At 31.0% G+C, this 26234-nt stretch carries 13 protein-coding genes; 9 read left to right on the top strand and 4 right to left on the bottom strand.

The features are described from left to right. Window positions 1-89 precede the first annotated feature (89 nt). Entirely contained in the window at window positions 90-839 is a 750-nt protein-coding gene (gene fdhD / locus K4897_RS04350) for a formate dehydrogenase accessory sulfurtransferase FdhD (protein WP_250416890.1), read from the top strand. Window positions 840-847: 8 nt separating this feature from the next. Here fdhD and hxlB read toward each other — a convergent pair whose 3' ends face one another. Next, window positions 848-1438 (bottom strand): 6-phospho-3-hexuloisomerase, encoded by a 591-nt coding sequence (gene hxlB / locus K4897_RS04355; protein WP_019266536.1) that lies wholly within the window; start codon window positions 1436-1438, stop codon window positions 848-850. A 73-nt stretch (window positions 1439-1511) separates the two neighbouring features. On the opposite strand from hxlB, the gene K4897_RS04360 reads away from it, so the two are divergent. The 4 genes from K4897_RS04360 (at window position 1512) to thiC (ending at window position 6299) form a co-directional block, all read left to right on the top strand. Continuing rightward, window positions 1512-2381 carry a LysR family transcriptional regulator gene (locus K4897_RS04360; RefSeq protein ID WP_250416893.1) on the top strand — a complete coding sequence of 290 codons (870 nt, stop codon included), beginning with the start codon at window positions 1512-1514 and terminating at the stop codon, window positions 2379-2381. Between the two features lie 151 nt (window positions 2382-2532). After that, window positions 2533-3750 (top strand): hypothetical protein, encoded by a 1218-nt coding sequence (locus K4897_RS04365; protein WP_250415713.1) that lies wholly within the window; start codon window positions 2533-2535, stop codon window positions 3748-3750. Window positions 3751-3901: 151 nt separating this feature from the next. Continuing rightward, the gene (locus tag K4897_RS04370) at window positions 3902-4816 is read left to right on the top strand and encodes a carbohydrate kinase family protein (protein WP_019264635.1); all 915 of its coding nucleotides are present in this window, start codon (window positions 3902-3904) and stop codon (window positions 4814-4816) included. 184 nt (window positions 4817-5000) lie between these two features. Further along, a complete protein-coding gene (gene thiC / locus K4897_RS04375; protein ID WP_250416895.1) occupies window positions 5001-6299 on the top strand; it encodes a phosphomethylpyrimidine synthase in 1299 nt (432 codons plus the stop codon). Between the two features lie 79 nt (window positions 6300-6378). Here thiC and K4897_RS04380 read toward each other — a convergent pair whose 3' ends face one another. Continuing rightward, window positions 6379-10956 (bottom strand): Ig-like domain repeat protein, encoded by a 4578-nt coding sequence (locus K4897_RS04380; protein ID WP_250416948.1) that lies wholly within the window; start codon window positions 10954-10956, stop codon window positions 6379-6381. A 346-nt stretch (window positions 10957-11302) separates the two neighbouring features. On the opposite strand from K4897_RS04380, the gene K4897_RS04385 reads away from it, so the two are divergent. Together K4897_RS04385 and lysS are read left to right on the top strand one after the other, a co-directional pair. Then, window positions 11303-17146 carry an Ig-like domain repeat protein gene (locus tag K4897_RS04385; protein WP_250416898.1) on the top strand — a complete coding sequence of 1948 codons (5844 nt, stop codon included), beginning with the start codon at window positions 11303-11305 and terminating at the stop codon, window positions 17144-17146. 237 nt (window positions 17147-17383) lie between these two features. Continuing rightward, window positions 17384-18967 carry a lysine--tRNA ligase gene (lysS, locus tag K4897_RS04390; RefSeq protein ID WP_019265272.1) on the top strand — a complete coding sequence of 528 codons (1584 nt, stop codon included), beginning with the start codon at window positions 17384-17386 and terminating at the stop codon, window positions 18965-18967. Here the strand turns inward: lysS and K4897_RS04395 are convergent. Both K4897_RS04395 and K4897_RS04400 read right to left on the bottom strand, forming a co-directional pair. Continuing rightward, a complete protein-coding gene (locus K4897_RS04395) occupies window positions 18964-19440 on the bottom strand; it encodes a nucleoside deaminase (protein ID WP_029143296.1) in 477 nt (158 codons plus the stop codon). The two genes, lysS and K4897_RS04395, sit on opposite strands and share 4 nt — an antisense overlap. A gap of 23 nt (window positions 19441-19463) precedes the next feature. Continuing rightward, on the bottom strand, window positions 19464-20222 hold the full coding sequence (locus tag K4897_RS04400) for an acyltransferase (protein ID WP_250416899.1): 759 nt from the start codon (window positions 20220-20222) through the stop codon (window positions 19464-19466). 183 nt (window positions 20223-20405) lie between these two features. On the opposite strand from K4897_RS04400, the gene polC reads away from it, so the two are divergent. Together polC and nrdD are read left to right on the top strand one after the other, a co-directional pair. After that, on the top strand, window positions 20406-23711 hold the full coding sequence (polC, locus tag K4897_RS04405) for a DNA polymerase II large subunit (RefSeq protein ID WP_250416901.1): 3306 nt from the start codon (window positions 20406-20408) through the stop codon (window positions 23709-23711). Between the two features lie 170 nt (window positions 23712-23881). Then, entirely contained in the window at window positions 23882-26212 is a 2331-nt protein-coding gene (nrdD, locus tag K4897_RS04410; protein WP_019266923.1) for an anaerobic ribonucleoside-triphosphate reductase, read from the top strand. Window positions 26213-26234 lie beyond the last annotated feature (22 nt).

Below are 26234 nucleotides of genomic sequence, written 5' to 3' on the forward strand. Positions count from 1 at the left end.
ACATTTAGTCAAATACTGATATGAATTTATTTACTTAAATAAATAAATAATTTACTGAAAGTCATATTCAAAAATAAAGAAGGAATTATATGAAACAGATAATGGAAGAAAAAGCCCAAAATTATAAAAATGGAAAAATAACCGATGTTACAGAAAATGTTGTTAAGGATTCCACCATAACATTAACAATAAACAATAAAATCAAACGCAGCCTGTCTGCAATTGAAGATTCCCTTAAAGAATTTGCCGTCGGTTATCTATTTAATGAAAATATGGTAAAAACATTAGAAGACATAGAAAAAATCGAAATTGACGGAAACAAGATTAATGTAGAAATTAATGATACTCTGCTTAAAACAAAAGAAACTGTTTTGTGTTCTGATTCTGCAGGGGGCTGGAGAAGTAAAATAAACAATATTGAACCTGTAACTTCCAATTTTCAGGTAAAATCTGATGAGCTAATTGAGAGAATTGAAGAGCTGAAAAATAATGCACAAATCTGGCAGGCAACTGGAGGAACACATGTGGCAGGAATTGTTTATAAAGACAATTTCATTGTAAAAGAAGATGTAAGCAGACATGTAGCTGTAGATAAAGTAATTGGATATGGAATATTACATGATTATGATTTAAGCAACTGTTATGTAATTTACAGTGGCAGAATGCCTGCAGATATGGTAATAAAAATAGTCAGAGCTGGAATACCTGTACTTGCATCAAATGCTGCTCCAGCATATTCAGGATGTGAAACAGCTAAAAAAGGAAATGTAACTCTTGTTGGATTTTTAAGAGGTCAGAGATTTAATGTTTACAACAATAAAAATAGAATAATATTCTAGAGTTAAAATTACTCTAAAACAGTGTGTCTTGATTTCAAATCGCTTTCTGTCTGATGCATTTTTTCCATTAGCTCAGAAACAATTGCATCTAAAAATACTAAAGTAGTTAACTCAAAAGCAGTACCTAAAGGAGTTAAAGAAGTATAATTTCCATATATCTGACGTTTCATATAATTTTGATCATCTACTTCCTTTTTAGTTCTTCCTTTAACAAGCAAATAACCGTCAGCTAACTGACCAAGAGTTGATTCAGGATATGAAGTAACAGCCAATACTTTAGATCCTCTATTTTTTGCAATTCTGGCTGCAGACACAATAGTATTAGTTTCTCCAGAACCGGAAATAGCTATAATACAGTCATCATCATAAATAGCTGGAGAAATAGTTTCACCAACCACATAAGAACTAATTCCCAAATGCATTAATCTCATTGCAAAAGCTTTAGCTGCAAGACCTGATCTTCCTGCACCAGTTACAAAAACATTTTTTGAAGTCATTATAATATCTTCAAATTCATTGATAGCATCTTCATCTAAAAATTCTTCAGCACAAACAATATTATCTAAAATAGCTTTAATTGAACTTTTCATCAATTCCATTCTATCCAATTCCCAAAATATATTATCAAATCAATATTATTAATTATGATTACAACTTTATATATAATTAATTATGAAACTCAAAAGCAAAGGCATCATCAATTTAGACATAAACGGTGAGATTTATGACTATAAATTATATCAAAGTCTGAATTCATTAGCCAAAACAGGGTCTCAGCGAAAATCAGCTAAAGAATTAAATATATCACATACGGTTTTTAATAGAAGATTGCTCAAAGCTGAAGACAAGTTAGGAGTTAAAATTACTCGAAAACAGGGAAATGGTACTTTATTAACTCCTGCAGGCAAATCCTTACTTGAAGAGTATAAAAAATACCTGATTCAAATAGATAAAACTTCTGAAATCAATATCTGCGGCGGCCATATCAGTACAGGGCTTTTGGAAAGTATTGATGCTCCTTTTAATGCCAATATATACAGCAGCAATGATGAAGATGCATTTAAACTAGCTAAAAGAGGAGTTGTGGATTTATTAACATTAGATGATCCATTAATAGCTTTTGAGAGAGATTTAAATATGGTTCCAATAGCTTATGATTATCTGGTTTTAATATCCAGTCCAGATTCCAAACCCATTAAAAGTATTCATGAACTGGAAGGACTGGATTTTGTAAATGTTCAGGGTTCCGCTCAAAGACTGGCCTGGAATACATTAGAACATTATGATATCGATTATAACATTAAAACAAAAGTAAATTCACAATTTGATGCATTTAAAATAGTCAGAAATTCTGAAAATTTATATAGTTTTTTAAATGCCAGTTATTTCAAAGGAAATGACATCTTAAAGTTTGATACAAGACATATCATCAGTTTAATAAAAGTAAATGATGAAAAAGAAGAACTGGACCAATTCATAAAATATTTATTAACTGATGGACAAACAGCTATTAAAAATCAGGGATTTATCCCAATGGATTAAAAGTTTTCAAATGCCCTAGGCTCTGTCAAGGACTTTGGTGATTTGAATTTTTAATTTTTAATTTCAAAAAATTTTTTAAATGCTTTTTTGGGTTTTATTTTTTAAAATAAGATAGTAAATTTAATATATTAAGTGGAGCTAATATATTAATATGAATAAAGACAATACAAAAGCTCCATGTTCTATATTGGAGGATAAACAACTTAAACTTTTCGATTTTTTTGAAGAATTTTCTGAATATGAATCTTATGGGGAGAAATTAAGCAATGGATGTTTAAATTCGGATGATAATTTAATTAGGCTTACTAAACATGGTAATTTTTATTTTAAATATAAATATGCATTTTGTCCTGATTGTTATTCCTCAAATGTTGTTAAAAATGGGAATTATGTTCGTAAATTGTATTTTTTAAATGTTGGAGAACAAAAATGTATTATTCAGAAATATAAATGTAAAAAATGTGGTAAAATTTTTTATACTGATATTAAATCTATTGTTGATGAAAATTGCAATATTACAAAGCCTGTAATAGAATATATCAATGAAATATACTCTGTTTCTGGAAATAGTATTTATAAAATTCAGTATATGCTCAAAAGATTCTTCAATGTAGATATTTCACATCAAAGTATTGAATCTTGCATAATATCTGATGAAAATGATGATATAAGTGTGAATGAATCTTATTCTGGATATTATTTGTTTGATAGTCTTTGGACTAAAATTAACGGTGTTTGGAACTATTTTTTAGTCTTATTTGATGTTAAATTGAATTCTGTTGTTTCTATGGATCTGGTGGAATCAGAGGATATTGGAACTATATATAAGTTTTTAGATGATTCCCTACGTAATCAGCCTAAGATTTGTATTGTATCTGATTTAAAAGATGAGTATCATCCAGCAATTGAAAAAGTTGGGGTTAGACATCAATTCTGTATGTTTCACACAAAACAAAAGATAAACAGGAACATTAGAGAGGATAAAAAAAGAAATAATTATTCTGATGAAGAATTGGAATACTTAAATTATTGTAAACAATTAGTTTTTGATGTTTTAGATGCTAATGATTTAGAATCTGCTAAAAAAGGTAGAGATTATCTTATTAGTATACAAAACAATTTGCCGAAAGTTATTTTTAATTTATTGTGGTTTTTCATCATTCCTTACTTTAAAACAATAACATTTCATCTTGAAAATAGTAATGTTCCAACTACAAGTAATAAAATTGAAAATTTCTTTCAAAAAGTTTTCCCTAAGCATATTAAAAAAACATTAAGAACTTTTGAAGGAGCTAGGACAAGATTTTCTCTCAAAACCAAATACTGGGTGCAGAGAAACTTCCGAGGCATTCATCACCAAAGTTATTGACAGTGCCATGCCCTAAGGAAATAAAAATTTAATTAAACATACAAAAGTTATTTTTGTATTTATACTGAAAAATTTATACCAAATTAACCAAAAATTTTTTAAAAATCATAAAATAAACAATAAATAGACTAATAAAAAAGGAGAAAATAATATGGCAAAAAACAGAGATTTACTATCTATTGGACATTCTGCATTAGATTATATCATTAGAGTACCAGAGTTTCCTAAAGCTAATTTTTCAGCACCAATAAACGATATGAAAACATTTAATGGAGGTGCTGCGGCTAATGTTGCACTTGTTGGAGCCAATTTAGGTTTAAAAACATCACTTGTTTCTGCAGTAGGTGGAGACTTTAAAAAATCCAATTATTATGAAATAATGGAAAGTTTAGATGTAGATACCGATTCATTAATTATAGTTCCAGGAGAAACTAGTCCTACAGCATTTGTTTTAACTGATGAAAATGATGATCAAATTAGCTATTTCTACTGGGGAGCTGCTAAAGAATTTGCATCAAGTAAAGTACCTAAAAATGCAATATCCAATGTACAGGCCGTTCATTTAGCTACTGGTGATCCTCACTTTAACTGGAAATGCAGTGAAGAAGCAAAAAGACAGGAGTTACTTGTTTCTTTTGACCCTGGTCAGGATCTTGGAATGTACGATACAGATAAATTAAGAGACGTTATTACAAATACTACCATCCTTTTTGGAAACCATTACGAAATTGAAAGAATATTGGAATCATTAGAAGTGGATTTAGATGGATTAAGAGAAATTGGTCCTAAAATCATTGTAAAAACCTGCGGAGCTAATGGAAGTGAAATCTATTCAAACAATGATAAAATCAAAGTTGATGCCATTGTTCGTGAAGCTGTAGATCCTACCGGAGCTGGAGATTCCTATAGAGCTGGATTTTTATCAAGATTCCTAAATGGGGAATCACTTGAACAATCTGCCAAATTTGCATCATCAGTATCTTCTTTTATTGTAGAAGAACAAGGATGTCAAACCAACATGCCTACTTTTGATGATGCATTTGACAGAATGAGTGAATTTTATTAATCACTCTTTTTACTTATTTTTTTAAAATAAACTTTACACATATCAACTTTTTTTGAATTAAACTCAATCATATTAATTTAAATACTATTACAGTAAAAGAGAATAGTATCAATCAAAAATGATAAGTTTTTAAAACTTATTTGATAATTTTAAAAATTATTTGACTAAATTAATGTGATGACCTATGACACAGATAATGGATGCAAAAAAAGGTATTTTAACTGATGAAATGAAACACGTAGCTGCAAGGGAAAATGTTTCTGAAGAATTCATTTTAAAATCAGTAGCTAACGGAACAATAGTAATTCCGTCTAATGTAAACAGAGACATCGAAGCTTCAGGTATTGGTGCAGGACTTAGAACAAAAGTAAACGCAACCGTTGGAACTTCAACTGATATTGTTGACTTTGATGAAGAAGTTAAAAAAGCACAAATTGCAATTGACCATGGTGCAGACTGTTTAATGGAATTGAGTATTGGTGGAGATTTAGATGTAATCAGAAGAAGAGTTCTTGATATGTCTCCATTACCAGTAGGTTCAGTGCCAGTTTATCAGGCAGCTATTGAAAGAATCAGAAAAGACGGTTCCGTAATTTATATGGAAGAAGAAGATTTATTCAAAACCATCGAAAAACAGGCAAAAGACGGTATTGACTTCATGGCAATTCACAGCAGCATCAACATCGAAACTCTAACCAGACTCAAAAGACAGGGCCGTGTAACCGGACTTGTATCCCGTGGAGGATCATTTATGTCCGGATGGATTGTTGAAAACGAAAAAGAAAATCCCCTATACTCAAACTTTGACTATGTTTTAGAAATTGCTAAAGAACATGATGTTGTTCTTTCACTTGCAAATGGTATGAGAGCAGGATCAATTGCCGATTCAACAGACAGGGCTCAAATCCAAGAACTGATTATTTTAGGAGAATTAATCGACAGATCCCGTGAAGCAGGAGTACAATGTATGATTGAAGGCCCCGGACACATTCCAATTAACGAAATTCCAACAAATGTTATGATCCAGAAGAAAATGTGTTCCAATGCTCCTTTCTATATGCTCGGACCTATTGTATGTGATGTAGCGCCAGGTTATGACCACATAGTATCTGCAATTGGTGCAGCATCTTCTGCAAAAGCAGGAGCAGATTTCATCTGTTATGTAACTCCTGCAGAACACCTTGCTCTTCCAGACCCTAATGATGTAAAAGAAGGAGTAATTGCAACAAAAATAGGAGCATATGCCGGTGATTTAGCAACTGGTACAATCGACGGTTCACAAGATTTAGCTATGGCTGAAGCTCGTAAAAAACTTGATTGGGAAGCACAATATGCATGTGCAATGTTTCCGGATGTTGCACGTGCAAAAAGAGACCAAAGACCTCCTGAAGATTCAGATGCATGTACCATGTGTGGAAATTACTGTGCAGTAAAAATAGTAAACGAATGGTTGGACAAATCTGACAGCGATATTTTAAAATAGATTTTCATATCTATTTTTCTTTTTTAAGAGAAATTTAATAATATATAAAAAAAGAAAGTAAGAGAATTGAGAATTCTCTTTAAGGACTGATTTTTATTGTGTTTCCTGTTTGGAAGTCATTCCAGTAGGAAGTTATAATGTATTCACCAGCCATTAATCTGATTCCTAAGCTTGCAATACCATCTTTATTAGTAACTTTGTGATAGAAGACACCATTTACGTTAAATGATACATTTTGGTTAGCTAATGGTTTACCTTGACCATCTAAAGTTAAAGCAGTAAAATTGCTGCCGTCAAGGTACTTCATAGAGAGATCTTTAGTTACTAAAGTTGGCATGACAGTTATGTTGTTAGCTCTTTCTTCACCGGTTGCCGGGTTGTAAGCTGTTATAACATATGATTTTGGATCTAATCTGATGCCTAAACCAGCTGTACCGTTTTCATCAGTTACGCGGGTGTAGAACACACCGTTAATGTTGAATTTAACAGTTGTGTTTGCTAATGCTTTTCCGTTGCTGTCTAAGAATTTAGCTACATATTTTGTTCCGTTACAGAAGTATAATGTAGTGTCGTTTCCAAAGACAGTGTTTTTAATAGTTACTGTTGCATTAGCTGTTGCTTTATCATGGTCTTTGGTTCCGTTAAATACAGCATTTACTTTGTATTCGTTAGGAACTAATCCGATACCCATGGAAGCTGTACCGTTTTTATCAGTTGTTTTAGCATAAACTTTGCCGTTTACTGTGAAGTAAACAGTTGCGTTAGCTATTGGGTTTCCAAATGCGTCAACAAGTTTAGCTGTGAGATTTTGAGCACCTTTGAAGTATTTTACAACATCGTCCATTGTTAAGGTGGTTTTAGTGTTTTTATTAACTGTTATTGTTCCGTTAACTATCATGGAGTCGTATTTAGCATCTCCTGTGTAGAAGGTTACTACTTTGTAGGTTCCTTCATCTAAACCAGGAATAATAACTTTAGCAGTACCGTTAGTGACTGATCCTTTGTAATCTGTACCGTTTATTGTTACAACTACACTACCGGTTCCGTCTTTAGGAGTAATAACAGTAATTGTAGCATTTTCACCTTTAATAATATCTGCAATATCAACAGTCATATTATAATCAGACACTTTAGAAACAGTAAATTTAGTAGTATTTTCACTTGATAAGTATTTATTATCACCTAAATAAACTGCTTTTACATCATAAGTTCCATTAGCTAAACCAGCTACTTTAATAGAAGCCATACCATATTTAGTTGTTACATTATAAGATTTACCACTAATGTTTACAGTTACATTTCCAGTAGCATCATCAGGAACAGCTATATTAATAACAGCCTCATCACCCACTTTAATATCACTAACAGCAACATTTACAAAAGAACCTACTTTAGAAACAGTGAATTTAGTAGTATTTTCACTTGATAAGTATTTATTATCACCTAAATAAACTGCTTTTACATCATAATCATTAGCAGCTAAGTTAGAAATAGTTAAGACACCTTTTTCATCAACAATAGCTACATTATAAGATTTACCATTAACAACAACAGTAGCTACACCTAAAACTACATTAGGAACAGCAATGTTAATAACAGCATCTTCACCAAATTTGATATTATTAGCTGTGACATTTACAGCTGAAGGCATTTTAGCAACAGTTAAAGTAGTACTGTTTTCACCTTCAGTATATTTGTAATTTCCATCATATTTAGCTGTAATTGGATAAGAATTAGCTACCAAATTAGATAAAGTTAAAGAACCTTTACCATTATTGATAAGAACAGTATAAGATTTACCGTCAATAGTTACAGTAACTAAACCTGTAACATCCTCAGGAACAGCTATATTAATAACAGCATCTTCACCAACTTTAATATTATTTACTGAAAGGATTACTGTTGAATTCCATTTACTTACATTGAATGATGTTTTATTTTCACTAGGCAAATACCTAATATCTCCAGCAAAATTAGCCACCACATCATAAGTTCCAAAAGCTAAACCCTCAATATTTAATTTAGCAATACCCCTTTCAATAGCGACAGTGTAATTTTTATTATTAACTGTAAAAATTACATTACCTGCAGCATTAGACGGTAATTTAGCTATAATTTCAGAACTGTCATCGACATTGATATTTTTAGCCTCAACAGTCATATTAGGATTTGTTTTAGCAGGATTTAATACATACAAATGACCATCATTTGATGTGAAATAAATACTTCCATCTTTATCCATTGCAGGACTTCCTGTTATACGACCACCATATCCAAAAGACCACATTAAAGTTCCATTTTTATCTAAAGCAGATAATGAACTTGCAGAACTTGCAGTAAAACAATAAACTACGCCTTCTGCATCAACTAACATATGATTTGGCTTTAAACTAGAGTTTACTAAAGAAATATCTCCTGTTAATTGATTAAACTTGTAGATTCCCTTATATGTAGACACATATAAAACATTATTTATATTATCCAAAGCCCAAGATTTTACTGAATCTGGCAAGGTAGTATTCCACAAAACCCCATTAGAAGTAAGGGCATAAATTGCCTTTGGATTACCAGAATATGAAAAAACAACATTACCATTACTAAGAGGGCGTACCTTATTCTCACCAACACCTGCATAATTAGCAAGTACAACTCCAGATGTTGAATTAACACAATAAAGTCCCTTATCTGAATTAATCCATATATTTCCTTGTTTATCCATAATAGGAGCAGAATTTAAAGGAGAAACATCAAGAAGAGATTTGTAAGAATAATCATAACCCCCATCAGAACTATAATGAGTGCTATTATAATATTTAACAATAGGTACAAAACCTCCATCATATTCGTATTCACCTGCAACATAAATATTACCATCTTCACCTATCATAGGTTCATATACACTAGAAGCTTGGAAAATATTTGCACCAGTAGCTGTTCCAGTAGTTGCATTTAATACAACTAATTTATTACCTTTAACTGGTGCGATAAGATAACCTTTACTATCTAAAGCTAAACCTCTAACATTATATGCCTGAATATTCCACTTTAGATTACCATTTTTATAAAATGCCCATATTTTATCACCTCCCAAAACATAAAAATCACCATTTTCATCAATGACTGGAGATGCATAATAATTACCTGACGGAGCTGTACCTATAGTATAATTCCAAACATAACCTACCTCTTTTAAACCCACATATGGAGAATTTTTTGAATTTTGAGCATCATAACCAGTCATTGCCCATTGATTTTCAATAACTGCACGATCAGAATCTGCAACAATTGGTTGATTAAATTTAATTTCACTAATGCATAATGTATTTAATAGATTAAAATTAGTAGATACAACTGTATTATCAGCTACACCAATAGTCTGAGGACTATTAATAAATGTATTATTCACAAATAGATAATTTCCAGAAGAAATAAATACTGTGTCATTGGTTGTTTTTGTATGGTTTATAAAAGTATTATTATAAACTTGTAAGTATGGAACTCCACCGATTGTTTCATTATCATGATAATCAGAATTATATGCACAGATAGCTTGCCCAATTACAGCACTGTTGTGAACAAAATTAGAACCGTGTACATTTAAATATCCTCCATTTAATACAGAAATCGCTCCTCCACGACCAAGAGTAGTTGTAGATTCATTAGTGAAATCACCGCAAAGATTGTTATTATCATTAAAATTACAATTCTCAATTGTTACATTGTATGTAGAAATATAGTTATATGCACCTATTGCTCCTCCACCATTATTAGTAGTACAATTATTATCTGTAAAAGTAGAATTATACACTTCTAATTTACTGTAAGAATATAAAGCTCCACCATTCCATCCTGCAGTATTACTAATGAATTCAGAATTTAAAATACGAGTATATGCATTGCAATGAGTATGAATTGCACCTGCCCAAAATCTAGCAGAATTACCAGTAAATTTAGAATTAGTTACATTTAAAATACCACAATTGTTAATAGCTCCAGGAGCATAAGTAGCAATATTATTTATAAAATTACAGTTTTCAACATTCATACGAACATTATTTACACTTTGTTGATTATAATTAGTTATAACACCAAAAGAACTAGTACAATTAGTAAAAGTACAATCTGTAATATCCATAAATCCATTTGTATTATAAACTACAGATTTATGATTAGAACCTACAGTAATATTAGTAAAAGTACAATTTTCCAATTTACTATTCCCACTTAATTGAATAAGCATATCACAATTACTATCTTTAAAATTCACATTTTTAAAAGTAATATCATAATCACCATTGCTTAAAAATGGAATTAAATTAGGATTATTAACTGTAAAATAACTATTTTCAGATCCAATTATAATAACATTATTATTAAAAGTGATTTGGGAATCTGCAACAAATTCCTTGTCATTCAAATGAAGTATAAAATTGTCTGAACCTTCAACACAGCAATCATATAACTCATCCCAACTGTCTACATTTCTTTCATCAATACTTCTCAAAACATTTCCATTATTTTGATTTATTTCAACATTATCATTCGATGCATCATTACTTAGTAAAACAGACCCATCATCTACATCAGAATAACTAATTTCAGTAGTAGAATTGTCATTTAAATCCGTAGCACTAACTGCACCAATACTAAATACCAATAATAAAAAAATAAACATTATCCTTTTAGTATTTAACAATTTAATTTCCTCCAATTAATTATTAAAACAAATTAACATAGATTTAAAATCTCCACAAAAACAATATACAAATATTACATTATAAAAATTAAAGTTAACTTGTTCATATAAACAATATAATATTCATTATACTTAAATATATTTAGAAACATATCCTAATCAATATTAGAAATTAAAATTATTCATTCAATAAATTTATTAAATAATTGAATAATTTTCGAAAATTATTATAAAACAATACATATTGCATAAAAATCAATAAGATTATATTACTTACTTAATAACATATAAGTAACTTGGTGATTATATGAAATTAAAACCTATATTTATTGCAATATTTTTTATTTGTGCAATTTTTTCACTAGCTAATGTTAGTGCACAAGATTCAAATAACCTGAATTCTAGTGAAATACAAGATACAGATAATATTGAAACTTTTACACTAAATGGCGAAAATACAGTTAATTATAATGAAAACTATATTAATAACAGACCTTCTACAAATAGCAATGATGAATATGTAGATACTCCAAATAATATGAATCTTAGCATAAATGTTGAAACTATCCAAAGTGATAATACTACAATTAAAGTTAATTTTGAAGGAAAACTCTTATGCGGAGAAAGTTATTTTAAAAACCAGTCAATATATGTTTTTGAAAATAATAAATTAATCCAATCAATTCCAATATCAAGCCTTGATGTTCCAAAATATCAACATTCTCCTAATATTTACTCTTTAAATACCAGCATTTCCTACCAAATTTCAGATAATAGTCAATTAAGAGTGCAATTTCTTAAATCGGATTCAAATACATTAATATTTCAGAAATTACACAAAGTAACTTACACTAATTTAACAACAGATTCAATTATTATTGACAATAACTTCTACTCTGATAATTCATGGGTCAATTCTATTGAATCCATTCAAAAAGCTCTAGATTTAGTTAAAACTAATGGGACAATTTATATTTCAAATATTAATATAATAGCTAATAAAACTTTAGTTATTAATAAATCTGTTACAATAATCGGGAACAACACTACTTTTAATGGCATTGGAAACTCCAATATGTTTCAAATAGCTCAAAATACCCAGGTTAATCTTATCAATTTAACTTTTACCAATACCACTAGTTATCTTATTAAAAATAATGGAATAACTAATATTTTTAATTCTACATTTAAAGATATTGACGGGAAGGCAATTAAAAATGTAGGAAACTTAAAATTAATAAATACGACTTTTGAAAATATTAATCCCAATTATAAAAATCCACAAGCGATTTATTCTGTAAATTATGATGACACCGGAATAATTTATAACAATGGAAATTTACAAATTAATGACGGCCATTTTAACAATATTTATCTTCCAAAACAAGTGAAAATTGGTAACAAATCCATGATTGAAGAAGGTTTAATATATAATTTAGAAAAGGGATGCGCAACAATTTCCAACACTCAATTTAACAATATAAATACAAGAGCAATTAAAAATATAGGTAATTTAAAAATAATAAACAGCACTTTTGAAAATATAACCTCAAATGGTCTATGTATAACTATCAACTCTACAACACCACAAAATTTAGGAAATAATATTATTTACCAATCATATACTGGAAAACGAGAAAATTCATTAGATGGAAGCGGAATATTTAATTCAAACAACTTAATCATTGAAAATTCAATATTTAACAATATTAAATCTACAAGTACACTTTATAATTTAGGAATTGGAAATATTAACAACACCACATTCATAAATATTACTGCAGTTAATGTTAATGGCGGATCACTATACAACAAAGGAACTTTAAATATTACAAACCTGTTAATAAAAAATTCTACTGCACAGACTGGTGGTGGAATATATAATATAGGCAGTTTAAATCTTTTAAATAGTACAATAACATTATCTGGTTCAAAATCTGTTGGAGGAGCTATTGGAAATGCAGGTAATTTAACTATAAATAATACAATACTCGACAACAATGGCTTTAACACATATCTTCAAAATGGAAACCCGGGTAATGCAATATATAACTATGAAACTGGAAATTGTATTATAACAAACTCCATAATTAAGAACAACATTATAAACCCAATTATTAGTTATTTAACTGTTTATTATGGTGCAGTATACAATGAAGGAACATTATCAATAACAAAAAGTATTTTTGATAACAATAACGGTCATCAACCTCCTATTGCAATAACTTACTTATCAGGAACCTTCAATATTTACAATACTGGAAAATTAGAATCCACTTACAATTTATTTACCAATACCAATCACATATATGTAGATAAAAATGCAGTAAACTACGGAGAACCATTAAATTTTATATTTAATACTGGGCGCGCATTTGTTAATTATAATTACTTCTCTACAAATAGTAACCCTTATCCAGAGGATGCCAGCTGTATTGTAAATGATTATTTTATTTTCCAATTTGAACCAGAGTACCAATCTTTACAAATCGGAGAAATTTCCCCTATTAAAATAAGTTTAAAATTAGCTAATGGAAAAGTATTTACAGATTATAACTTACTTCCGGATATGAATGTTACATTTACCACTATAATTGATGGAAAAGAAGTAAATATAACTAAACCTTTAATAAATGGAACCACCGTATTAGAATATAATTACACTTCTCAAAAAGGCCAATACAAAGTTTATGCTAATTTAGGAGGACACACAGAAGAAATAATTCTTGATGTTGGAAAAGAAACTTCAAAAATAGATGTGGATTTCAATAACAACATTATCTACGGTGAAGATGCAATATTTAAAATTAAAGTAAACGGAAACTACACACACATCCCAACTGGAAATGTAACAGTCATTATTAACGATAAAAAATATTCCATAAACTTAACTAATGGATTAGCTAATTTAACACTCACTAATTTAACACCTGGAACTTATAGTATTAAAATAATTTACGAAGGCGACTCAGATTATGCTAAAGTCTTCTATTACTGCAATTATACTGTAAATAAACATCCAACTACATTAAATATTACTGCACCTGAAGTTAAAATCGGGCAAAACGGAGAACTAATTATAAATCTTGAACCTGAAGGTTCCCAAACACAAGGTTACTTTTACATCAATGGAGAACTTAAACAAATAATTTACATTTATGCCGGAAAAACTACAATTCCACTTAAAAACTTTGCTGTTGGAGAATATAACCTTACAGTTGTTTTATGGGATTCAAAATACTATGAAAGCAGCAATGCAAGTACAATTTTTAAAGTAAGTAAATTTAACACTAATTTAACAATAAATGTAGATGATGTTAAAGCTGGAGAAGATGCAACAGCTACAATAACTGTAAATCCAAGCAATCTTCGCGGAGAAGCTATACTCTGTGTAAATGGCATAAATACTACAATATTTTTAAAATCAGAAGTAACAAACATTACACTACACAATTTAACTAGCGGAAGTTATAATGTAACTGTTTATTATCCCGGAGACTCCAAATACGCCCCATCAACTGCAACAACAACATTTAAAGTTCTAAGAGATTCATGCAATCTAACTGTAAATATTACATATAACAATGATTTAACCGGAATCATCAATGTAAAAACTAATCCCAACACCTGTACCGGCGAAGTTGGAGTTTATATCAATAAAGAATTCTATAAATTAACTCTCACAAACGGAACAGCTGTATTTAATGTTAATTTCACAAAAGGAAGCAATTACATTTATGTTTTATACCTTGGAGATAAACAGTTTGAATCTGCAAGCTGGAATACCACAATAAACATAACAAGCATTGATTTTATATTAACTGGTGAGAATTTAACAATCAAAGAGCAGGATAACTCAATATATCACTTTAATTTAACAGACAAACAAGGAAATCCTTACACCTATACAAAAGTTGAAATAAACATAGATAACAAAAATTACACAGTAATGACAAATTCTAAAGGTTTAGGTTATCTTAATTTAAATTTAAAAGCAGGAGAATATATCCTTAAAGCAACATTCAATGGAATTACAGCCAAAAACAAAATTATTGTAAAACCAGCAGATTTAAATATTGACATTAAAGACATTTTAGCCGGAGAAACTGAAGTAATTACTGTTAAATTACCTGCCAATGCAACAGGAACTATATTATTTGTTATAGATGGTAAAACTTACAGTAAAACATTGAAAAATGGAACTGCAAGTGTTGAAATAGCTAATTTAACCTTAGGAAAACATACATTAAAAGTAATTTACTCAGGAGATTCCAACTATACCAATAACACAAAAGAAGTTGAATTCAATATTAAAAACTCATTATCCTCCATTACAATCAATACAATTAAAGACAGTATCTATGGTGAATCCATTACTATAACAGCCAACATTACAAGCGGTGCAAATGGAAACGTTACTTTTACTATTGACCATGACTCAAAAACTGTTGAAATAGTAAACGGAGTAGCCAAAGTTACATTCAATAAAGTCAATGCAGGAAATAAAAATGTTAAAGCAACCTACAACGGAAACAATATTTACCAAGGCTCCTCTGACACCAAAGAATTTAAAATAGCTAAAGCACCTTCAAATATAAACATTATAACTTCAGAAATCATAGAAGGCCAAAATATTAGAATATATGCAGTAGTAAATGATGATGCTACAGGTAATGTTACATTTAGAATTTTAGGATTATATTCACCAAGAAATAAAACCATCAGCAACGGTAATGCATCATGGTTAATTTCACCATTAACAAGTGGATCATACACCATAAATGCATATTATAATGGAGATAATAATTATTTAAGTTCCAATACAACTAAAATACTTGTAATCAATCAAACAAGAAGTATATTGAAAGTTAATGTTGAAATAGGTGAAAATGAAATAATATTTAGTGCAACTCTTAAAACAGAAGATGGAAGACCAATTACAGGTAATGTAACTTTAGAGCTTAATAAAGAGTTCTATAAAATAGTAATAACTGATGGTGTTGGTTTTAGAAGCTTTGATAAACTTCCAGAGGGCAAATACACATATTCTGCAACATATAAAGGAACTGATAAAATTTCTCGAGCTACTGACAACGGAACTTTTGAAATCAAATCTGTTGAGTATAATGTTATTTTAAATGCTCCTGATGTTAAAATGATTTATCATGACGGTACAAGATTTATAGCTACTTTAACTGATAAACAGGGAAATCCTATAAGAGATGCTGCAATTGAAATAACAATTAACGGAAAAACCTATACTAAAACAACAGATGAAAAAGGTGTTGTAAGTTTAGGATTGAGCTTGGACAGTGGAATATACACAGTAACTGTTAACTTTAAAGGATTATTAAACTATACTCCGATAACCAGGCAGGCGAAAGTTACTATTGAACCGACAGTTAAAGGATTGGACGTTGTTAAAATGTTTAGAAACAATACTCAGTATTATGCTATATTTACTGATTCACAGGGAAATCCTCTTAAAAACAAAGATATTCAGTTTAATATCAATGGTGTCTTTTACACTAAAACCACCAATGATAAAGGAATAGCTATGATGGGTATTAACTTAAATCCCGGCAAATATGTTATAACAGCAATTAACCTTGTTACTGGTGAGCAGTCAGGTAATAATATTACTGTAAAATCACTGATTGTTCAAAATGATTTAACTAAATACTATTTGAATGCTTCCAGATTCCAGACAACCATCTACAACAAGGACGGATCATTAGCTGCAAACAAGGAAGTAACCTTTAACATCAACGGTGTATTCTACCACAAAAAAACAGATGAAAACGGTATTGCAAGCCTGGGAATCTCTTTAAGACCTGGAGAATACATAATAACCACAATGGTTGACGGATTAAGTATAGGAAACAAAGTCAATGTATTGCCGACATTAATTACTAAAAACTTAAACATGAAATACCTGGACGGAAGCAGCTTCACTGCACAAACATTAGACGGTCAAGGCAAACCAATAGCTAACCAAAATGTATCATTTAATGTAAACGGAGTATTTTACCACAAACTCACAGACAATAACGGTATTGCCAAATTAGGAATCAGACTGATGGCCGGTGAATACATCATAACTTCCTACTGGAACGACTTCCAAACAGGAAACACAATAAAAATATCTTAAGAGATTAAATAACTAATCTCTTTTACATTTTTTAAAATTCATTATTATTTTTTCTTCATAACATGCACAAACATGTTATTTTACTTTTTACTATAAAATTTTCAATAAAAATACAATTTAAAAAAAGACTAAAAAAACTTTCCATAACTGCCTTTTTTAAACAATCTTTTTATATTAATAACAAGAAATATTAATTGTATAACTTATTTTTTATGATTATAAATTATCGGTGATGTAATGAAACATTGGATTGAAAATATAGCTGAGGAATTAAGTAAAAGAGATACTGATAAACATGTAATTGCAAGTGGGACCTCAATATCAGGTTCTATTCATATTGGAAACTCCTGCGATGTATTTATAGCTAATGCAATCGGAAAAAAATTAAGAGAATTAGGAAAAGAAGCTCAAACTATTTGGATTGCTGATGATCATGACCCCCTTAGAAAAGTTCCATACCCATTACCTGAAAATTATGACAAATATCTTGGAATGCCTTACTCAACAATTCCATGTCCTGACGGATGTTGTGACAACTTTGTAGAACACTTTGAAAAACCATTTTTAGGAGTTATGGATTCATACGGCATTGAAATAGAACATAAATCAGGATTTGAAATGTATAAAAGCGGAATCTACAATGACTACATAAGAACCGCTCTTGAAAATGTAGACAGAATCAAAGAAATCTTCAATCAATACAGAAGAGAACCTCTAGCAGATGACTGGTTACCATACAATCCGATTTGTGAAGAATGTGGAAGAGTAAATACCACCTATGCATATGATTTTGATGGAGATATCATTAAATACAGATGTGACTGCGGTCATGAAGGTGAAATGGATATCAAATCCGGAAACGGAAAACTTACATGGAGAGTGGAATGGGCAGCAAGGTGGAAAATATTTAATGTTACCTGCGAACCATTCGGGAAAGACCATGCAGCCAGTGGAGGTTCCTATGATGTAAGTAGCATTATTTCAAAAGAAATATTTGACTATGAAGCACCATACCCAGTTCCTTACGAATGGATTACTTTAGATGGAGAAGCTATGAGTAAATCTCATGGAGTATTTTTCACACCGGAACAATGGTTAGCTATCGGACCTGCTGAAAGTCTCAATTATTACTTATTCAGAAGCAAACCTATGAAAGCTAAAGATTTTTCACCTAAAATGTCATTTTTAGACTTCATGGATCAGTTTGATAAAGTAGAAAAAGTATTTTACGATGAAGAAGAAGCACCATCTGAAAAAGAAGGTAAAAAATTCAAAAAAATCTATGAAATAGCTCAAATAAATGAAGGCAGTCCTTTACCATTCAGACCACATTACAGATTCTTAGTTAATGCTTACCAAATAGCTGGAAATAACTTGGAAAAAATATTTACAATTCTTAAAAACAATTCCCAGTTAACAAAAAGCTTTAAGGATAAAGAATTCGGAGATTTAAATGAAACTGAATTAAAACAATTCCAGGAACGTGTTGACAATGTAGTTAACTGGTTAGACAACTATGCTCCTAAATTTGTAAAATTCCAAGTTCAAGAGAAAAGTGTTCCAAAATTACCATTAACTGATGAACAAACACAATTCTTAAGTGATTTAGCTGATTTAATGGAATCAAAAGAATTTAACAAAGCAGAAGATTTACATGATGCAATGTATGAAATTCTTGAAGGCCAAGGATTAAAACCTCAAAAAGGATTCCAGGCTATTTATAAAATGATTTTAGGTCAAAAACAAGGTCCAAGAGCAGCATCATTCTTACTATCTCTTGATAAAGATTTTGTTGTTAAAAGATTAAGGCAAGAAGCTTAAAAATCACAAACATTAGTAGAATTCCCTACTTTGGATAATTCATTTTTCCAAGATTCAGGGTTTTCTTCTACATATTTTTCAAACAATTTTTTACACTCCAAATTATTTAAAACCGTTATTTCTACACCATTTTTCTCAAGCAAACATTCTGCACCCATTAATGTTGTATTTTCACCAATTACAACTTTCGGAATATCATATAACAATATAGCTCCAGAACACATCGGGCAGGGAGAAAGAGTTGTGTATAATATGGATTGAAGATAATCCTCATGATTTAAACGGCCGGCATTTTCAATAGCATCCATTTCTGCATGCAAAATTACAGAATCGTTTTGAATTAGCCTGTTATGGCCGCGAGAAATAATTTTTCCATCTTTAACTAAAACAGCTCCGATTGGAATGCCTCCTTCAGCTAAAGATTTTTCAGCTTCCTTTAAAGCTTCATTTATAAAATAAGTATCATTATGCATAATAAAAAAAATGGGATGATGATTTAATCATCATCAATTGAGACTTTTTTATTGGAAAGTCTGTCTAAAAATCCTCTATTAGCTTGTTTTTCTAAAGTTTTTTTAAGTTTGGAAACTTGTCCTTTTAAATCATCAATAGTTTTTTGTGAATCGTTATGTAATTTATCGTAACTACTTTGCTTACCTTTAAGTTCTGCAGTAAGTGACTTAATTTCTTCATTAAGCTTATTCATTTCGCCTTTAACTTTAGCATCAACTTCTTCCTTATAATTTCCCATTTCAATAACTTGTTTTCTTAAATCATCAATTTCAGATTTAAGATTAGGGACTAACTCTTTAAGTTTATCTAATTCAGAAGTTTTTTCAGTTAATTTAGAATGTAAATCCTGATTTTCAGCTTTTATTTTATCAACTTTATCTGCATCAACATCATCCAATTTAGCTTTGAAATCAGCTACTTTAGCTTCTGCATCTTTTTTAATATCATCAATTTCAGATTCAAGCTTTTCAGCTCTTACTTTATTAATTGCATCTTCAGCACCAATTTTTGTTAATTTTTCGCTTAAATCTGCATTAATATCTAATTGATCATAATATTTCCTAGTAGTTTTTTCTAATGCTTCAGTTAATTCATTTTTAATTTTCTTTAACTCTGCATTTTCTTTTTTAAGATTAGGAATAATTTCATTAGTTAAATAATTAAGTTCACTAGACTGATTATCTAATTTTTGATCTTTTTCTTTTAATTGGCTTTCAAATTCAGTTACGTTTTCTTCAGACACTATATCACCATACAAGCAATAATAATCTTTTCTAAATTTATGTTCAACAACAAGTATACAAAAATAAATATATTACTATTAAATTATTTAAATCTTTATCAACTACAGATGAAAATTTTTGTGCCTCCCCAATGATTAAATAAGTAGCAAAACATACATTATACTAACAGATTTTAAAAACTCATGGAGATAAACATGGACTATTTTGATAGATTAGAAGCAGATACTAAAGTATTATATAAAATAGCTAATGAAGCAAGGTCTAAAGGACTTGATGTTGAAACAAAAAGTGAAGTTCCTTTAGCAAAGGATTTAGCTGAAAGAGTTGAAGGGCTTGTTGGTCCTGAAGGTGTTGCTAAACGTATTAAAGAATTAGAACAAGATATTACCAGAGAAGAAGTAGCTTTTGAAATAGCTGCAGAAATAGCATCTGGAAAATTTGAGCTTACAAAAGAAAAAGCAAATTATAATGAAGAGCAAAGGTGCGACCAGGCTCTCAGGACTGCACTAGCTATTCTTACAGAAGGAGTCGTAGCTGCTCCATTGGAAGGTATTTCCCAGGTAAAAATTAAACAGAATTTCGATTCTACAAAATATATTGCAGTTTATTTTGCAGGACCTATCAGAAGTGCAGGAGGAACTGCAGCAGCATTAGCTGTTTTGCTTGGAGATAAAATTAAAGAAGCTATAGGTATTGATGATTTTAAACCTGTTGATGATGAAATTGAACGTTATGTAGAAGAAGTGGAACTTTATGAATCAGAAGTTACCAACCTGCAATACTCACCAACACCGGAAGAGGTAAGATTTGCAGCTAACCATATACCAGTAGAAGTTACTGGAGAACAAACTGATCAGGTTGAAGTATCTCACAGAGATTTGGAACGTGTTGAAACCAATAATATTAGGGGAGGAGCTCTTTTAGCTATGGTTGAAGGAGTTATTCAGAAATCCAAAAAGATTTTAAAAATCTCTAAAAAACTTAAACTGGATAGCTGGGGTTGGCTTTCCGAATATTCAAAACCAAAAAATGATGACAAAAAATCTGATGATGACAGCACAGATTTAGTAACTGAACCAAAATATATTCAGGATATTATTGGCGGAAGGCCTGTTTTAGGTTATCCTTCTGAAAAAGGAGGTTTCCGTTTAAGGTATGGCCGTTCCAGAAACACAGGACTTGCAACTATGGGGGTCCATCCTGCAACAATGGCATTGCTTGATTTTTTAGCTGTCGGAACACAGCTTAAAATTGAATATCCTGGAAAAGGTAACTGTGTTGTTCCGGTAGACTCCATTGAAGGACCTATTGTAAAACTTAAAAACGGAGATGTTGTAAAAATAGATAAAATCAAACAGGCAAAAGAACTTAAAAATCAGGTTACAGAAATCCTGTTTTTAGGAGATATGCTTGTTGCATTTGGAGAATTTTTAAGAAACAACCAACCATTAATGCCTTCAGGATGGTGTGAAGAATGGTGGATTGGTCTGCTTCAAAAAAGCGACAAATTTGATAGCACGGATGAAACTTTAGATTTACATCATCTGGAATATGATTATATTCCTGCTGCTGAAGCTTTTAAGTTATCTGAAGAATATAATATACCTCTACATCCAAAATACACCTACTGCTATAATGATGTAACAATAAATGATTTAAACTCAATGATTGATGTGATTCTGGAAAATAAATCCAAATATTCACAAGAAAACGGACTTACTATTGATTTGGATTACAGAAAAAGAGTACTGGAAATTATAGGTGTTCCCCACACTGTAAAAGATGGAAAAATAACAATAGACAAAGACCACAGCTATGCTTTAATAAATACATTAGTAAATCATGTTCCTGTTAAAGAACATACTATAGAAGCTTTAAATGAAGTTTCACCAGTTGAAATTAAAAACAAAGCTCCTGCATATATTGGTACCCGTGTAGGAAGACCTGAAAAATCCAAAGAAAGATTAATGAGGCCTGCACCACACGGATTATTCCCAATTGGCAATTATGGTGGAAGCAGAAGATTAGTAGCTACTGCAGCTAAAAAAGGTAATATCAAAGTAGATTTAGCTAGAAGAAAATGTACTCAATGTAAAATTAGTTCATTCCAGTCTATCTGCCCTCACTGTGGAGCTCCAACAGAAATCAGCCCACATAGTGTAAAAAACATAAACCTTTCAGCTATGCTTAAAAAAGCATCTGACAATGTAAAAGTAAGAAAAGTTGATGAAATGAAAGGTGTTGTAGGTATGATTTCTGAATCCAAGTTACCTGAACCTCTTGAAAAAGGAATACTTAGATCCAAAAACGAAGTATTTACATTTAAAGATGGAACCATCCGTCATGATTCAACAGACTTGCCTTTAACTCATTTTATACCAAAAGAAATTGGAGTTACTGTTGAAAAACTTCTGAAAATGGGTTATACTAAAGACTGCTATGGAAATCCAATTGAAAATGATGAGCAGATTATAGAGCTTAGAGTGCAGGATATTGTTATTTCCAATAACTGTGCAGACTATCTTGTCCGTACCGCCAATTTCATTGATGATGAACTTGAAAGATATTATGGAATGGAAAAATTCTATAATGTTAAGGAAAAATCTGACTTGATTGGACATTTAGTGGCAGGTCTTGCTCCCCACACTTCTGCAGGAGTATTAGGCAGGATTGTTGGATTTACAAAAGCATTATGCTGTTATGCACATCCTTATTTCCACTCTGCAAAACGTAGAAATTGTGATAGTGATGAAGATGCAGTAATGCTGCTTCTAGATGCATTAATCAACTTCTCAAAATCATACCTTCCAAATACAAGAGGAGGAAGTATGGATGCTCCGTTAGTTCTATCTTCAAGAATTGATCCTGAAGAAATAGATGACGAATCCCACAATCTGGATATTTTTGAAAGATTCCCTGTTGAGTTTTATGAAAAAACTTATGAACCATTAAAACCTGCTGAAGTTTTAGAATACATTGACAATGTGGAAATGCATTTAGGAACCCCGCAGCAATACGAAGGATTGATGTTTTCCCACCACACATCAAGTATCCATGCTGGACCTACAGTATGTCTTTATAAAAGACTTCCTTCAATGAGGGAAAAAGTAGAAGCTCAAATTGCACTGGCTGAAAATATCAGAGCGGTAGATCAAAGGGGAGTTGTGGAAAAAGTTTTATCTTCCCACTTTTTACCGGATATTATGGGAAATTCAAGGGCATTTTCCAAACAAAAAGTAAGATGTACAAAATGCGGTTCAAAATACAGAAGAATGCCACTTACCGGAAAATGCAAATGTGGTGGAAATTTAATACTTTCAGTTTCTAAAGGTTCAGTAACTAAATATCTTGAGATATCGCAGGATTTGGTAAATAGATACCCTGTGTCTCATTATTTAAGACAGCGTTTAGAAATTCAAGAGTTTGGAATTCATTCGCTTTTTGAAAGTGATAAATCCAAACAAAGTTCTTTAGATGTTTTCTTCTAAAGAACATCAATACTTTTTAATTGCTCTTGCAGTTTAATATAATATTTAAAAATTCATGAATAATTTTAACTGAAGCATATATCGTTCGTATCAAAACGAACATAATATATACAAGTAACAATATACAATTAATACAACTGAGAGAAAACTCTCTCATCAAAATTTATAGGATGGTGACATATATGGAAAAGACTTCTGAAATAATGAAAGAACTTGCTAACTCCAAGAAAATCAACGTTGAAAAAAACAACGGTATTAAAGAAAGATTTAGCTATGAAAAATTATTAAAATCATTAGTAATGGTTGAAACCCCTTTCTTTGAATCTGATAAAATTGTGGCTCAGGTTGTTTCCTCACTTTATGACGGCATTAAAACCAAAGAAATTAAAAAAATCGTATATGAATGTTTGGAAGATATTGACGGTGAAATAGCTAACAAATATTTAGCCAGCACCCAATTAAAAGTACGTACTTCCAGAGATACTATTGAAGCATTTGATTTATCCAAAATCGCAAATACTTTAATTGAAGAAACCGGTGCATCTCAGGAAACTGCATTTGAAATAGCTACTGAAGTTTGGAAAGAACTTAAAAAATTAAATGTTGAATACTTAACTGCACCAATGATCAGGGAAATGGTAAACACCAAACTTGTAGAATATGGATTAGAAGACCTAAGAAGCCGTTACACTCGTTTAGGTATCCCTGTATACAACATCACTTCATTAATTGAAAACGGTAACAGAGATAATGCAAACATGATTCATAATCCTGAAAGTATCCACAAGCATGTAGCTGATGAAGCATTAAAACAATATGCTCTTTTGCAAATGCTCCCATCACATTTAGCTGATGCACACATGTCTGGAGACATTCATATTCACGATTTGGAATTCTTTGCAGGAAGACCTCTAAACTGTATGCAACATGATATAAGGACCTTCATCAGATACGGGCTTAAAGTAGACGGAACTGGAGATCATACCTCTGTTGCAGGTGCTCCAAACCATATGGAAACTTTAATGAACCATACTGGAGAAATTATGCTTGCATCACAACAGAATATGTCCGGAGGGCAAGCTATGTCCTTATGGAACGTATTTGTAGCACCATTTGCAAGAGGAAGAACCTATGAAGAAATCAAACAATCTGTTCAAATGCTTATTTATAATTTAAATATGGCTTACGCAGCTAGAGGTTCCCAAGTACCGTTTACAAGTATGGTTTTAGAATTCGGAGTTCCAAAGTTCTTACAGGATGTAACTGCATACGGTCCAAAAGGAGAAGTAGTAGGAACTTATGGTGATTTTGAAGAAGAAACAAGATTAATCCAAAGAGCATTTACCGAAACATTGCTTGCAGGAGACCAAGAAGGAAAACCTCATCTTTTCCCGAATACTATTTACACACTTCGTGAAGAAACATTAAAAGGAGATTACGAAGAAGACTTACATTTAGTCCATGAATTATCTGCAAAATACGGATCATCCTATTTTATCAATATGTTGCCTGATTACAGAGGTAAAATGGCGAATTACATGGGATGCAGAACTTGTTTACAAGATAATTGGACTGGTGATTGGGAACAAGACTGTTTAAGAACAGGTAACCTTGCATATGTAACTTTAAACCTCCCAAGAATCGGATACCAATCCAAAGACGAATCCCAAGTATTTGAGTACTTAGATGAATACATGGATTTAGCTGCAGAAACATTAATGCTCAGAAGAGAACAAGGATTAAAATGTTTAAATGACTTCCATATATTACCTTTCCTTAAACAAAAAGTTGGAGAAGACAGTTATTACAGAATCCAAAATTCAACATTATCCTTTGGTTTTGTTGGTCTTAACGAAATGTTATTATCATTATTTGGAAACGGTATCGAAGATAAAGATGCAAACAAATTTGGTGTCAAATGTATTGAATACTTAAATGAAAGAGCTGACAAATTAAAAGAGGAAACCGGTCTCAGATGGTCTGTTTTACAAACTCCTGCAGAATCCACCGCATACAGATTTGCAACTCTTGATAAAGAGCAATTCGGAGATCAAGCTATCGTACAAGGTGACGGAAGTGCTAATTACTACACTAACTCCTCACATGTTCCGGTAAACACAGATGTATCCCTTATTGACAAAATAAAAATCGAAGAACAATACCACAGTCTAACTCCTGGCGGACATATCTTCCATGCATTTATGGGAGAATCATATTCCGATCCGGATTCATTAATGAGTTTAACTAACAAAATAGCTAAAAAATCAGATATTGGTTTCTGGGCTTACAGTTCTGCATTAAGTTTCTGTCTTAATTGTAAAACTTTAATGAAAGGTTTAAACAACAAATGCCCAACCTGTGGAGAAAGTGAAGATGTTGAATGGTATGACAGAATCACAGGATATGTACAACAAGTAGGACGTGCAAAATCATCATCTGGTGGTTGGAACCCTGGAAAACGTCAAGAATTAATTGACAGAAGAAGATTTGAAGATGAATAATCTTCTTCCAAAAACCATCCTT

The sequence above is a fragment of the Methanobrevibacter sp. TLL-48-HuF1 genome, assembly GCF_023617305.1.
Classification (GTDB): domain Archaea; phylum Methanobacteriota; class Methanobacteria; order Methanobacteriales; family Methanobacteriaceae; genus Methanocatella; species Methanocatella intestini.

Excerpts from the sequence above, each read along its gene's own strand:
- K4897_RS04395 (WP_029143296.1), bottom strand. The coding sequence starts at position 19,440 with ATGCATAATGATACTTATTTTATAAATGAAGCTTTAAAGGAAGCTGAA.
- polC (WP_250416901.1), top strand. The coding sequence starts at position 20,406 with ATGGAGATAAACATGGACTATTTTGATAGATTAGAAGCAGATACTAAA.
- K4897_RS04365 (WP_250415713.1), top strand. The coding sequence starts at position 2,533 with ATGAATAAAGACAATACAAAAGCTCCATGTTCTATATTGGAGGATAAA.
- K4897_RS04370 (WP_019264635.1), top strand. The coding sequence starts at position 3,902 with ATGGCAAAAAACAGAGATTTACTATCTATTGGACATTCTGCATTAGAT.
- fdhD (WP_250416890.1), top strand. The coding sequence starts at position 90 with ATGAAACAGATAATGGAAGAAAAAGCCCAAAATTATAAAAATGGAAAA.
- lysS (WP_019265272.1), top strand. The coding sequence starts at position 17,384 with ATGAAACATTGGATTGAAAATATAGCTGAGGAATTAAGTAAAAGAGAT.
- nrdD (WP_019266923.1), top strand. The coding sequence starts at position 23,882 with ATGGTGACATATATGGAAAAGACTTCTGAAATAATGAAAGAACTTGCT.
- K4897_RS04385 (WP_250416898.1), top strand. The coding sequence starts at position 11,303 with ATGAAATTAAAACCTATATTTATTGCAATATTTTTTATTTGTGCAATT.
- hxlB (WP_019266536.1), bottom strand. The coding sequence starts at position 1,438 with ATGGAATTGATGAAAAGTTCAATTAAAGCTATTTTAGATAATATTGTT.
- K4897_RS04360 (WP_250416893.1), top strand. The coding sequence starts at position 1,512 with ATGAAACTCAAAAGCAAAGGCATCATCAATTTAGACATAAACGGTGAG.
- thiC (WP_250416895.1), top strand. The coding sequence starts at position 5,001 with ATGACACAGATAATGGATGCAAAAAAAGGTATTTTAACTGATGAAATG.